Raw genomic sequence first — 12672 nt, 5'->3', positions numbered from 1 at the left:
GTGGTGCGCCGGTCACGCGGACTTCTCCTCGCGCTCCCGACGGGCCCGGCGGCCGGTGAACTCCCGCGGGACGATGGTCGGGTTGACGTTCTCCAGGACCACCTCGCGGGTGATCAGCACGCGGGCGGCGTCCGGGTTGCTCGGCACCTCGTACATCGCGGAGAGCAGGACCTCCTCGATGATGGCCCGCAGGCCACGGGCACCGGTGCCGCGCAGCATCGCCTGGTCGGCGATCGCCTCCAGCGCCGGCTCGTCGAACTCCAGCTCGACCCCGTCCAGCTCGAAGAGCCGCTGGTACTGCTTGACCAGCGCGTTACGCGGCTCGGTGAGGATCCGGACCAGGGCGGTGCGGTCCAGGCTGCGCACGTTGGTGATCACCGGAAGCCGGCCGACGAACTCGGGGATCAGCCCGAACTTGAGCATGTCCTCCGGCATCACCTGGCTGAAGATGTCGTCGGTCGACCGCTCGGAGACCGACCGGAGCCGGGCGCCGAAGCCGGTGCCGCCCTGGCCGGTGCGGGCCTCGATGATCTGGTCGAGACCGGCGAAGGCGCCACCGCAGATGAACAGCACGTTCGTGGTGTCGATCTGGATGAACTCCTGGTGCGGGTGCTTGCGCCCGCCCTGCGGCGGCACGTTGGCCACCGTGCCTTCCAGCATCTTCAGCAGCGCCTGCTGGACGCCCTCGCCGGAGACGTCCCGGGTGATCGACGGGTTCTCCGACTTACGGGCGATCTTGTCGACCTCGTCGATGTAGATGATGCCGGTCTCGGCGCGCTTGATGTCGTAATCCGCGGCCTGGATCAGCTTGAGGAGGATGTTCTCCACGTCCTCGCCGACGTACCCGGCCTCGGTCAGCGCGGTGGCGTCGGCGATGGCGAACGGCACGTTCAGCATCCGGGCCAGCGTCTGCGCCAGGTGGGTCTTGCCGCAACCCGTCGGGCCGAGCAGCAGGATGTTGGACTTGGCCAGCTCGACGGCGTCGCTGCCGGAACCCGGCGCGCCGGCCGACTCGGCCTGGATCCGCTTGTAGTGGTTGTAGACCGCGACGGCGAGCGCCTTCTTGGCCTGGTCCTGACCGACGACGTAGTTGTCGAGGAACTGGCAGATCTCCATCGGCTTGGGAAGCTCTTCCCACTTCACCTCGCCGGACTCGGCCAGCTCCTCCTCGATGATCTCGTTGCAGAGATCGATGCACTCGTCGCAGATGTAGACCCCGGGGCCCGCGATGAGTTTCTTGACCTGCTTCTGCGACTTGCCACAGAAGGAGCACTTCAGTAGGTCGCCGCCGTCACCGATCCGTGCCACCTACGTTCTCCCTGCACTCGTCGGCCGGAACGCCGGCCCTGACCTGCGGGCGCCGCGCGCCCGTCCGTCTCGATCCCTGCCGCCGGCCCGACCCGGCCCAGCGGTACGGAACCGACGTTACCCGCTGACGGAGGTTTCTCCGACCCCCAAAACGGGTGTGTCAGAGGTCGGCCAGGAACGACTTCCCGACCGACCTCCGACCGGTGCTGCTTCAGCTGGCGGCGTTGGCCGCCAGGAGACCCTTCTTGCGGCTGGTCAGGATCGTGTCGACCAGCCCGTACTCCTTGGCCTCCTCGGCCGTCATGATCTTGTCCCGGTCGATGTCCTTGCGGACCTGCTCGATCGGGCGGTTGCAGTGCCGGGAGAGCATGTCCTCCAGCTGGGTCCGCATCCGCAGGATCTCCCGGGCCTGGATCTCGATGTCCGAGCCCTGCCCGTAGCCGCCCTCGGTGGCCGGCTGGTGGATGATGATCCGCGAGTTCGGCAGCGCCATCCGCTTGCCCGGCGTGCCGGCCGACAGCAGGACCGCCGCCGCGCTGGCCGCCTGACCCAGGCAGACGGTGGAGATGTCCGGACGGACGTACTGCATGGTGTCGTAGATCGCCGTCATCGCGGTGAACGAGCCACCCGGCGAGTTGATGTACATGATGATGTCGCGGTCCGGGTCGGTGCCCTCGAGCGTCAGCAGCTGCGCCATCACGTCGTTGGCGGACGCGTCGTCCACCTGGACGCCGAGGAAGATGATCCGGTCCTCGAAGAGCTTGTTGTACGGGTTGGACTCCTTGACCCCGTACGACGTGCGCTCGACGAACGACGGCAGCACGTAGCGGTTGTGCACGGCCGCGAACTGGGGCGGCAGGCTCAGATCGGTCATCGTCAGCTCCTCAGCTCAGGGTCCCGGCGCCATCCGGAACCTGAGCGGCCCCGATGATCACCTTGTCGATGAAGCCGTAGTCCATGGCCTCCTGGGCGGTGAACCAACGGTCCCGGTCCGAATCCGCCTCGATCTGCGCCTGGCTCTGGCCGGTGTGGTGCGCGACCCGCTCCTGGAACATCCGCTTGGTGTAGAGCATCTGCTCGGCCTGGATCGCGATGTCGGAGGCCGTGCCGCCGAGACCACCGGACGGCTGGTGCATCATGATCCGCGCGTGCGGGAGGGCGTACCGCTTGCCCTTCGTGCCGGCGCAGAGCAGCAGCTGGCCCATGGAGGCCGCCATGCCCATCGCCACGGTCGACACGTCGTTGTCGATGAACTGCATGGTGTCGTAGATCGCCATGCCGGAGTAGACCGAGCCACCCGGCGAGTTGATCCAGAGGTTGATGTCGCGGTCCGGGTCCTCCGCCGCGAGCAGCAGCAGCTGCGCGCAGATGCGGTTGGCGACCTGGTCGGTCACCTCGCTGCCCAGGAAGATGATCCGCTCCTTGAGCAACCGGTTGTAGACCGAGTCGTCGAGGTTGCCAATGGAGTCGCCACCACGGGCCTCGATCGCCCGGAGCGACTTCTTGGGGATGTGCATGTCGGTCATGGCAGCCCTTCGCTCTCCGTACCGTCCTCACCGACACTAACCGCTCAGCCGGGTGATCGACTCCCGGTCGGGGCACTGTTCGCTCTCAGCGCAGCTGTCCTCCGACGTACCCGGAAAACGGTTTCGGCCGCCGTCCACCGCAACGGGCGGACGGCGGCCTACCGGGGAAGATCAGTGCTCGTGGTCGTGCTCGTGCGCCTGCTCGCTCTCGGCCCGCAGCGCCTCGAGGGTGACCTCGTTGCCGGCGGTGTCCTTGATCTTGATCTTCTCCATGACCGCGGCGAGAGCCTTGCCGCGACGCACGTCACCGAAGACGGCGGCGGCCGCGCCGGAGCGCACCAGCTGGTCGTAGTACTGCTGCGGCGCCATGCCGGCCCGCTGCGCGCGGTGCACGATCTCGTGGCCGAACTCGTCGTCCGAGACCTGGATGTCCTCGGCGTCGGCCAGCGTGTCCAGCAGGAGCTGGATCTTGACGCCCTCGGTCGCCGCCTCGTTCAGCTCGGCGTCGATCTGCTCCTCGGTCTTCTCCTCGGCGGCGAGGTACTCCTCCAGCGAGGCGCCGATCCGCTCCAGCTGGTCGATCATCGCCGCCTTGCGGCTCTCGACCTCCTCGCGGACGACACCCTCCGGCGCCGGCACCTCGGCGGCCGCGACCAGCTGCTCCAGGGCCTTGTCCCGGGCGGCGTAGATCTGCTCGACCCGCTTGCCCCGGGCGACCCGCTCGCGCAGGTCGTCACGGAGCTCGGCGATGGTGTCGAACTCGCTGGCCATCTGGGCGAAGTCGTCGTCCAGCTCCGGCAGCTCCTTCTCCTTGACCGTGCGGACGGTCACCGCCACCTCGGCGTCCCGGCCGGCGAAGTCGCCGCCCACCAGCTGGGTGGTGAAGGTGGTGCTCTCGCCGGCGGCGAGGCCGACCACGGCCTCGTCCAGCCCCGGCAGGAGCTGCTTGCTGCCGACCTCGTGCGAGATGTTGCTGGCCGAGCCGCCCGGCACCTCCTCGCCGTCGACGGTGGCGTTCAGGTCGATCTGGACGTAGTCGCCTTCCTGGGCGGCCCGCTCGACCGTCTTGAGGGTGGCGAACCGCTCGCGCAGGCTCTTGACCTGCTCGTCGATCTCGCTGTCGTCGATCTGCAGCTCGTCCACGGTCACCTCGACGGTGGCCGGGTCCGGCAGGGTGATCTCGGGGCGGACGTCGACCTCGGCGGTGAAGTTGAGCGAGTCACCGTCGTTGAACTCGGTGATCTCGACCTCCGGGCGGCCGAGGGTCTTCAGGTCGTGCTCACGGACCGCCGCGAGGATGTTCTGCGGAATGGCCTCCTGCACCGCCTCGTTGAGGACGGTGCCCCGGCCCACCCGCTGGTCGATGACGGCGGCCGGCACCTTGCCCCGGCGGAAGCCGGGAACCTGCACCTGCGAACCGATCTCCCGGTACGCCTTCCTGAGGCTCGGCTCGAGCTCGACGAACGGCACCTCGATGGCGAGCCGCACGCGCGTCGGGCTCAGAGTCTCGACGGTGCTCTTCACAGGCGTACTCCTTGACGGATCTCAGTTTGAGTCTGGGCGTGTTTGCGCGCATCGAGTGTAGGCGAGCCGGGCTGCTGCTCCGGCAGCGCCCGGGTACCGCGCGACAAAAATCGGCGACGGCCCGGGCGACCCGGCCGGCGGACGACAGTCGGGGTGGCGGGATTTGAACCCACGGCCCCTCGCTCCCAAAGCGAGTGCGCTACCAAGCTGCGCCACACCCCGTGGCGACGAGAAGTGTATGCCGTCGGCACCCGGCGGAGGTGCCGGGGCGGCCCCCAACCCGCCGAACCCCCACCAACCGGACCCCCCTGCCACCCCGCCGGCCGCCGCCGGGCGGCGGCCCGCCCTGGGTGCACTTTCCGAGAAAGGGTGGCCTCCGGGCGCTGCGAGGCCACACTTTCTCGGAAAGTGCGCGGGGCACGGGAGGGGACGCGTGGATATGCCTGTGCGCGGTGGGTGGGGGGACCGGGTAGGCTGTCGGCGCGTCCCGTCGTGGCGGGGCGACTGCGGGCGTAGCTCAATGGCAGAGCTTCAGTCTTCCAAACTGACGGTGCGGGTTCGATTCCCGTCGCCCGCTCCACTTCCGAAGGCCCAAGTAGACCGCATGATCGCGGCACCTGGGCCGTTCGCTTCTCCCCCCGTGTTGGATCTTGCGTGCCATCCGCGTGCCATTCACGGTCGGCGTCGGCCATTTCCGGCGATGCGGCGGTCCATCGCCTGGGCGATTTCGCGTCACGCTCGCTGGTGGCGTGCTGGTACGCCGGGAGCGGATCACCTCGCCGAGCACCGCAAGGGCTACCAGCCTCCCTGGACGGTCTACGACTGCCCGACGAGGAGATCCGCCAGCGAGCCAGGTCCGCAAGAGGTCCACGGACGGCGAGGAAGTGGTGAGAGATACCGAGAGGCGTTTCCGCTGCTAGAGCGCGAGCATCTCCGCCGCGACCTCACCGGCGGCCGCATCGGGGATCGCCGTCGCGGCCCGTTCGAGCACGAGCAGCCGCGCACCGGGGATCTCGCGCGCGAGCGCTTCGCCGTTGCCGACAGGGAAGAACGGGTCGCGGCGACCGTGCACCACCAGCGACGGGATCGCGAGCTCGGACAGGCGCTCGCGCCAGCGCGGCTTGCAGTCGAGCTTGGCGAACACCATGCCCAGGTGGTTGGCCATCTGCACCGCGGGCTCGGTGCCCGGCGTGCGGTCCCATCTGCGCTCGGCGGTCGCGCGCGCGGCGACGGGGTCGTCACCGAGGATCTCTGCGCCTGCGGCGGCAAACTCGGCCACCGCGGCGCGATCGGACCAGTCGGGCATCGAACGCGAGAACAGCCGGTCCATCGTCGCCGCGTCATGGCCAGGCAGGTCGTCGTCGACCGGGCCTGGAGCGACGGGCCGCGTTCCGGCGAGGGTGAGCGCCGAGAACGCGTCCGGGTGGTCGAGCGCGGCGACCTGGGCGACCATCCCGCCAACGCCGATGCCTGCCAGGTGCGCCGGCCGGTCGTCGAGTTCGCGGGCGAGCGCCGCGGCGTCGGCTGCGAGATCGCGCAGCGTATACGCCGGAGCCTCGGGATCGACGGTGGTCGACGCGCCGGAATCGCGCAGGTCGTACCGCACAACGTGGCGCCCGCCGCGCGCGAGCGCCTCGCAGAGTGCGTCGGGCCAGGAGAGCAGGGTCGTGCCACCCGCGAGCACAACGAGCGGCGCCGCCGTGTCGCCGAAGTGCTCGACCCCGAGCGTGACGCCGTCCGCCTCGACCGTCGTCATCACGCCTCCGCCGTCGCGATGACGCCGCCGGACGTGCGGAACGAGTGGACCGTCGGATACATCATGAACCTCCAGGGCGGCGTAGTGGACCGGTGGCGCGGGGACGGCGGCACAAGCTACGCGTCCCCGCCGGTGGTATGCGTCGCGTTGAACGTATGCGACTGGGGTTGGCTCTCAGAGATGGACAACTGGCGGGGCGGAAACTCATCGGGACCCTGTCCGCAGCTCGCCGGGTCGCTCAACTTGATCTCATAATTCTCCGGTCTCCGTGCCATCCACGTGCCAGTAGCCGGTACCCCGGACGGTCACCAGGGGGCACGAACGCTCACGCGCTTCCTGCCTTGACCTGGCCCACCAGGTCCTTGTCGGCCGTGTTCTTCGTCCTTCCAAACTGACGGTGCGGGTTCGATTCCCGTCGCCCGCTCCACTTCCGAAGGCCCAGGTCGACCGCATGATCGCGGCACCTGGGCCGTTCGCTTCTCCCCAATCTCCATGGACGCTGGACGCAGGGCAGCCAACCAGTTTGGAGGCGGCGTGTGATCTATCGTGAGCGGGGAGTGCCGGTGCGGCGTCCCGGCCTGGTGGCATAAGCAGGGCACCGTGCTGCGCGCTTCAAGATCGATCGGCATGGCCTGTTCGAGGAATCGGACGTGCGGGCCCGGATCAAGGCGCACGGCATACCTGCCGAGCCCTGCTGCCGGGCGTCGCACGGACGCTGACGGCGGGACGGGGTGGTGACCGATGCACCGGGCGAGGCGGTGGACAAGTACGGAGCTGGGTGCCATCGCAGCGATGAGTCTGCCGGCGCCCACAGGTCTACCTCCCGACCGAGACAACCAATCATCGGGAGTAAGCATGGGCCTCATCCACATCGAGCTGTTCGCAACCCTCGACCTCGTCGGGCAGGCGCCCGGCGGCCCCGACGAGGACCCGGTGGGGTTCCCGTTCGGCGGCTGGCAGGCGCCCCTGCTGGACGAGGTCGCCGGGGCGCAGGTCGGTGCCGCGTACGAGGGCACGGACGCCCTCCTGCTCGGCCGGCGGACGTATGACATCTTCGCCGCCTACTGGCCGCACCAGGAGGGCGGCGAGGACAACGAGATCGCCAGGCTCTTCAACAGCATCCCGAAGTACGTGGCCTCCCGCGGCCGGCCCGACCTCTCGTGGGCCGGGTCCACGCAGCTCGGCCCGGATCTGGCCGGCGCGGTGCGCGAGATCCGTGACCGGCACGAGCACGTGAAGGTCGTCGGGAGCCTGAACCTGGTGCAGACCCTCCTGCGCGAGAAGCTCTTCGACCGCCTCGACCTCTGGGTGCACCCGATCGTGCTCGGCGTCGGGAAGAAGGTGTTCGACGGTGGCGCGGTGCCCACGAACGTCACACTCCTCGAACCGCCGGTAGCCAACCCGAAGGGCACCGTGTACCTGCGCTACGGGCTCGCCGATGGCACGCCCGGGACGGGGGACATGAGCGCACCCGATCGCGGTGCCGGACGCGACGACTGAAGCCGCCCCGTGCCAGGTGGGTCCGTGTCGTCGGCGGTGAATCCGCCAGGTCGGTATTCCGTCACGGCGTCGGCAGTTGGAGGTGCCGACGCCGTGACGAAGTACCTCGCCAGAGGGTCGCCGCCGTCACCCAATCATCACGGCTCACTGTTCCGATCCGTCGGTCACGGAGGCTGGCGGGTCTACGACTGCCTGACGAGAGACCCGTTGCGATCGGCGGCGATCACCACTCCATCAGTGGAGGAACTTGAAGACCGCTCCCGTGGCGTCCAGGGGACGCGGTGCGCCTTCAAGCCGATGAACGCCCACGGAGAATCGCGCATCGTCCGGAGCGTGGAATGCCTCCTCCACGAAGCCGGCATCGCGAAGCCACGCCCGTACGGCCGGCGTCAGGTCCGGTGCTCGCCGCGCCCTGGTCCAGATCACGGTGGCGCCCTCCGCACACAACTGGGGCAGGGCGGCAACCGTTTGCTGCACGTCGGCGTCGGAGATGTTGCCGAAGACCCCAGCCATGAGCACCAGATCGGCCGGAACCGCCCCGACGTACGACGAGAGCTGCCCAGCGTCTGCCTGCCTGACCACGAGGTTCGAGAGCCCAGCCTGGCCCGCTGCGGCTTGGGCGGCGGCCACGTTGCCCGCGTCGTACTCAAGCAGGGTCCCGTGGACCCGACGGGCATCCGGCTGTGCGGCGAGGACACCGATGAGGTCATGGCCCTGCCCCGCGCATGCGCTCACCACGGTCAACCGCTCGTCGGGACGCTGGTCGAGCCACGAGGCGATGTGCTGCTGCACCAGCCGCAGTCGACGCGACAGCGGGGAGTTCTCATCAGCGTAGGGTTCATGCCACGCCTGCCAGTGAGTCTGGTTGGTCATCCGGCTCACCATGTCAGAGCAAGGTCGGCACCGACGCCCCGTCGTGGACCAGCGGGACTGGGGGCCGCGCCCCCAGCAATCCCCGAAAGCCTCAGCCGCCGTTCGGCGCTCCATCGTGCTGCGTCTGTTTTTCCCCGGCCCGGTCGACGGGCGGTGAGGACAAACCCGCCGGCGTCTGGCGGCCCGGGCAGCATCGCTCCCGCCAGTGGCGGAGCACGGCAAGAAGCTCGGCCGGTGCTTCGGCGGGGCATCGGAGTCGACCGTCACTGGCTAGCATCCCGTCCATGACGAGCGTCGATCTGGCGGCGACCGCCGCGCCGCGCCCACCCGGCCGCGCCCTGGCCCGTACGCAGTTCCTGCTGGTCGGCGCGTACGTCGTCGCCGTCTGCGTCGCGCTGGGCCGGGCCGCCGCCTTCTCCGGGCACCTCTACCTGCCCCACCAGGGTGACGACGCCACCGGCAACGCCGACCTCTGGCCCGGACTGTGGGGCGGGATATGGCTGGTGCTGGTCGTCGTGATCGGCATGGTGCCCCTGGCCGCGGCGGGCACCGTGCTCGTCGCCGTCGCCCGGCTCGCCAGTCCCCGGCTGCGTGCCGAATCCGCCCGGTGGCGCAGCCTGCTGGCGAGTACGGTCCTCGCCACCCTCGTCGTCGCCGCGTGGGTGAGCCCACCCATGACCACTCTGTACACCTGGCTCCTCGACTAACCCCCTGAGCCGACCGTCGAGCCACCGGCTTCGACACGTCCAGCCCGGACGATCAGGCGAGCCGCGGCCGTCCGCCGTTTCGCTGCCGTCGGGCCGGCTGATCTCGTCCCGGACCATCGGCGCGAGGGCGGCTCAGCCACCGTCGTCCACCGCCGCCGCGATCCGCACCCGCCCGCCGCCGTCGTCCAGGCCGGAGCTGACATGTACCGCCGGCCGTCCGCGCCGGTGACGGCGCGGCGTTCCCGCTGATCGGCGACGCCGGGCGGGCCGTCCGCCAGGACATGCTGATGTCGAGCCGGACGGTCGCCCGTTCGTCCGGCCAGGGTGGTCCGTCGCGCACTTTCGTTTCGGCCGGCGGACGGAGCCGGGCGGTCGATCGGGTCTGCTGCATCGGCTGCGTACGATGCGGGGCCGGGCAACTCGTGGGCGTGGAGGTATCGACCGATGGCAGGCCAGCAGGACGGGTTCGCCCTCGGCGTCGACCTCGGCACGTCCAACACCGTGGCCGTGCTGCGCTGGCCGGACGGGCGGACCCGGCCGCTGCTCGTCGACGGCCAGCCGATCCTCCCCTCCGGCGTGTACGCCGACGCCGACGGGCTGCTGCACGTCGGCCGGGACGCGCAGCGGCTGGCGCAGGCCGACCCGGCCGGGTACGAGCCGAACCCGAAGCGGCGGGTGGACGAGCCGACCGTGTCGCTGGGCGGGCGTACCCCCCGGCGGAGCTGCTGGCGGCGACCCTGCGGGCGGTGGCGGAGTCCGCGGTCGCGGCGGCCGGTTTCCTGCCCCCGGCGGTGGTCACCTACCCGGCGGCCTGGGAGGCGCCCCGACGGCAGGTACTGCACGAGGCGCTGGCACTCGCCGGCTGGCCCACGGCCGCCGAGCACACCATGTCCGGGCCGATCCCGCCCGGGACCCGCCTGCTGCGGGAGCCGGTGGCCGCCGCCCGGTACTACACCGACGTGCTGCGCCGGCCGGTGCCGGTCGGCGGCGCGGTCGCGGTCTTCGACTTCGGCGGCGGCACGCTGGACGTCGCCGTGGTCCGCAACGAGGGCGCCGACCCGTGGGGGGACTCCGGGTTCACGGTGATCTCCACGGGTGGGGTGGCCGACCTGGGCGGTCTGGACCTGGACGCCGCCCTGGTGGGCCGGCTCGGGGAGCTGGTGGCCGACGCCGACCCGGCGCGGTGGGCCCGGCTGACCACGCCTGAGACGGCCACCCAGTGGCGGGACCGGCAGCAGCTCTGGGACAACGTGCGCGGGGCGAAGGAGATGCTGTCGCGGACCACGGTCGCACCGGTCGCCGTACCGGGGGTGGAGACGGCGGCGCGGCTGGACCGGGCCGACCTGGAACGGCTCGCCGCTCCCCTGCTGACCCGGGCGGTGGCGGAGACCCGCGAGGTGATCGCCGCCGCGGGGCTCACCCCGGAGCGCCTGGCCGGGCTCTTCCTGGTCGGCGGCTCGTCCCGGATACCGCTGGTGGCCCGGATGCTGCACGCCGAGCTGGGCATCGCGCCGACGGCGCTGGAACAGCCCGAGCTGCCGGTCGCCGAGGGGGCGCTGACCGACCTGCCGATGCCCCGCCCGCAGTCCCGGCCGGCGCCGGTCGCCGCCGGAGCACCCGGGCACGCCGCGCCGCGCGGGACGCCGGGTCGGGCGGCGGCGCCGCATCAGACGCCGTGGCACGCGCCGGCGGCGCCCGGGTCACCGGCCGACCAGGCGGCGCACGGTACGCCGGGCCAACCGGCGACACCGCAGCAGACGCCGGGGCACCCGCCGACGCCGCCCGGATCACCCGCCGACGCGGCGGCGCACGGGACGCCACACCAGTCACTGGGGCACACGCCGGCGACGCACGGGTCGGCCGGCGACGCGGCGGGGGTGGCCGACCCGGCGGCGAAGACGGCGACGGCGGCGACGCTGCCCCGGCCGGCGCCGACCCGGCCCGACCCGTACCTGCCCGGGCAGGCGGTGTCGCCGGCAGCCGGGACGGTGGCGGGCTGGTCGGGCGTACCTCACTCGGCTCCGCCGGTGTCGCCGGCGCCCGGCGGCGGTCCGACCGGGCCGGGACGCTCCCGGCGGGGGCTCTGGATCGCGCTCGGCGCGGGCCTCGCGGTGGTCGGGGTGCTGGCCGCGACCGTGCTCTGGCTGACCCGCGACCGCTACCCGGCGCTGGAGTTCCGGACCCTCGACGTGGTGGCCACGCCGAAGGCCGGCGCGGAGCGCGCGACAGCCTTGTTCACCTCGGTCCTGGGCGACCGTGCCTATCTCGCCCACCAGTTGGCCGACGACCGGTTGGAGGTGGTGGCGGTCGACGCCGACAGCGGGGACGAGCTGTGGCGGAAGCCCACCCCGGTGAGCGCGCAGCGGTGGGCCGGGATCCGCGCGCTGCCCGGCGGGTTGGCGGTCCTCGCGGACGCCTCCGGCGACAGCACGCCGCGCGGCCTGCTGGTGCTCGACGCCGGCTCCGGCGACCAACGCTGGCGGCTCTCCGTGCACGGCGACGACGACCTGCACTACACCCGGGACACGGTGGTCTGGGTCGACCGGACCGGCGACCGCCTGGTCGGCCTGCGGATGCGCGACGGCCACGAGGAGTGGCGCCGGGACAGTCCGCGCGACGAGTACGGCAACAGCCGGACCCGGGTGGTGCGGGTGGGCACCCCGGAGGCGTGGGGCGGTGCCGGGTCGGTCACCGGTGCGCCGACCGCGCCCTGGCTCGGTACCGGCGGCCGGCTGGTGCAGGTGGACGCCGACCGGTCGGTCCGGCTGATCGACATGGACAGCGGTGAGGTGCTGCGCAGCCGGCCCAACGTGGCCGACGTCGACGACCTGGTGGTGGCGCACGCCGACCGGCTGTACGTCACCGAGGACGAGCGCGGTTACCGGCTGCTCGGGTACGACCTGGCCAGCCTCGGCGAGCCGGACGTGCTCTACACCGCCCCGGACGACGGGCGACGGCCGCAGTCGCTGGTCGCCTGCGGCGAGCACCGGGCCTGCCTGCTGGAGGTGCCGGACGCCGAGACCGCGCGCACCGAGGTGGTGGCGGCGACCGAGGGCAAGGGCAGCCGGCACTGGCCGGCCCCGGAGGCCGACGGGTTGGTGCCGGTCGGCGAGCACCTGCTGGCCCGGCGGGACTCCCCGCAGTACGCCGTCACCCTCTTCGACACCGACGGCCGGACGGTGCTGGCCGACCGGGACGGTGTGGCGGTCCGATTGGACGCGGGCAACGTGCTGCTCTTCGCGGAGCCGCCGAGCACCGCCGAGGACGACCGCAGCCTCGCCGGCATGGCGGTGGGCGGAGAGTCGCCGTTCGAGATGGGTGAGCTCAAGGACGTCCGCAGCGAGTCCTGCTCGTGGAACGCCTCGGTGATCGCCTGCGGTCGGGAGAAGGACTTCGTGCTGTACCGCTTCGCCGGGGACGAGTGAGCCGCACGGCCGGGGCCCACTGCGGCGGACGGCCGGCGGAGGGGTCGTTTTCC

Annotated in this window: 9 protein-coding genes, 2 tRNA genes and 1 pseudogene; 5 read left to right on the top strand and 7 right to left on the bottom strand. The window is 71.5% G+C overall.

Annotation, left to right across the window (positions count from 1 at the left end):
- Positions 1–12: 12 nt before the first annotated feature.
- The 5 genes from clpX to GA0074696_RS09370 all read right to left on the bottom strand — a co-directional run bounded on the left by clpX (position 13) and on the right by GA0074696_RS09370 (position 4580).
- The gene (gene clpX, locus GA0074696_RS09390; protein ID WP_088960730.1) at positions 13–1308 is read right to left on the bottom strand and encodes an ATP-dependent Clp protease ATP-binding subunit ClpX; all 1296 of its coding nucleotides are present in this window, start codon (positions 1306–1308) and stop codon (positions 13–15) included.
- A 211-nt stretch (positions 1309–1519) separates the two neighbouring features.
- Positions 1520–2182 (bottom strand): ATP-dependent Clp protease proteolytic subunit, encoded by a 663-nt coding sequence (locus GA0074696_RS09385; protein WP_088960729.1) that lies wholly within the window; start codon positions 2180–2182, stop codon positions 1520–1522.
- 10 nt (positions 2183–2192) lie between these two features.
- Positions 2193–2834, bottom strand: a complete 642-nt coding sequence (locus tag GA0074696_RS09380; protein ID WP_088960728.1) for an ATP-dependent Clp protease proteolytic subunit — start codon at positions 2832–2834, stop codon at positions 2193–2195.
- A 171-nt stretch (positions 2835–3005) separates the two neighbouring features.
- Positions 3006–4358, bottom strand: coding sequence for a trigger factor (tig, locus tag GA0074696_RS09375; RefSeq protein WP_088960727.1), 1353 nt, complete (start codon positions 4356–4358; stop codon positions 3006–3008).
- Between the two features lie 148 nt (positions 4359–4506).
- Positions 4507–4580 (bottom strand) — tRNA-Pro (locus tag GA0074696_RS09370).
- Positions 4581–4864: 284 nt separating this feature from the next.
- On the opposite strand from GA0074696_RS09370, the gene GA0074696_RS09365 reads away from it, so the two are divergent.
- Positions 4865–4938 (top strand) — tRNA-Gly (locus tag GA0074696_RS09365).
- 336 nt (positions 4939–5274) lie between these two features.
- On the opposite strand, the gene GA0074696_RS09360 is transcribed toward GA0074696_RS09365, so the two are convergent.
- Complete coding sequence (locus tag GA0074696_RS09360) at positions 5275–6114, bottom strand: alpha/beta fold hydrolase (protein WP_088960726.1); 840 nt, start codon at positions 6112–6114, stop codon at positions 5275–5277.
- 855 nt (positions 6115–6969) lie between these two features.
- Between GA0074696_RS09360 and GA0074696_RS09355 the strand changes: the two genes are divergently transcribed.
- Complete coding sequence (locus GA0074696_RS09355) at positions 6970–7614, top strand: dihydrofolate reductase family protein (RefSeq protein ID WP_088960725.1); 645 nt, start codon at positions 6970–6972, stop codon at positions 7612–7614.
- A gap of 234 nt (positions 7615–7848) precedes the next feature.
- On the opposite strand, the gene GA0074696_RS09350 is transcribed toward GA0074696_RS09355, so the two are convergent.
- The gene (locus tag GA0074696_RS09350) at positions 7849–8487 is read right to left on the bottom strand and encodes an SAM-dependent methyltransferase (RefSeq protein ID WP_088964460.1); all 639 of its coding nucleotides are present in this window, start codon (positions 8485–8487) and stop codon (positions 7849–7851) included.
- A 284-nt stretch (positions 8488–8771) separates the two neighbouring features.
- Between GA0074696_RS09350 and GA0074696_RS09345 the strand changes: the two genes are divergently transcribed.
- The 3 genes and pseudogenes from GA0074696_RS09345 (at position 8772) to GA0074696_RS09340 (ending at position 12619) form a co-directional block, all read left to right on the top strand.
- A complete protein-coding gene (locus GA0074696_RS09345; protein WP_088960724.1) occupies positions 8772–9194 on the top strand; it encodes a hypothetical protein in 423 nt (140 codons plus the stop codon).
- A 698-nt stretch (positions 9195–9892) separates the two neighbouring features.
- Positions 9893–10690, top strand: a pseudogene (locus GA0074696_RS32540) (Hsp70 family protein); the annotation flags it as partial.
- The gene (locus GA0074696_RS09340; protein WP_407940605.1) at positions 10679–12619 is read left to right on the top strand and encodes an outer membrane protein assembly factor BamB family protein; all 1941 of its coding nucleotides are present in this window, start codon (positions 10679–10681) and stop codon (positions 12617–12619) included. The pseudogene GA0074696_RS32540 and the gene GA0074696_RS09340, both read left to right, overlap by 12 nt.
- Positions 12620–12672 lie beyond the last annotated feature (53 nt).

The sequence above is a fragment of the Micromonospora purpureochromogenes genome, assembly GCF_900091515.1.
In the GTDB taxonomy this organism is placed as follows: domain Bacteria; phylum Actinomycetota; class Actinomycetes; order Mycobacteriales; family Micromonosporaceae; genus Micromonospora; species Micromonospora purpureochromogenes.
The sequence above is the reverse complement of the archived record's forward strand: the minus strand, read 5'-3'. Positions and strand labels throughout refer to the sequence as shown.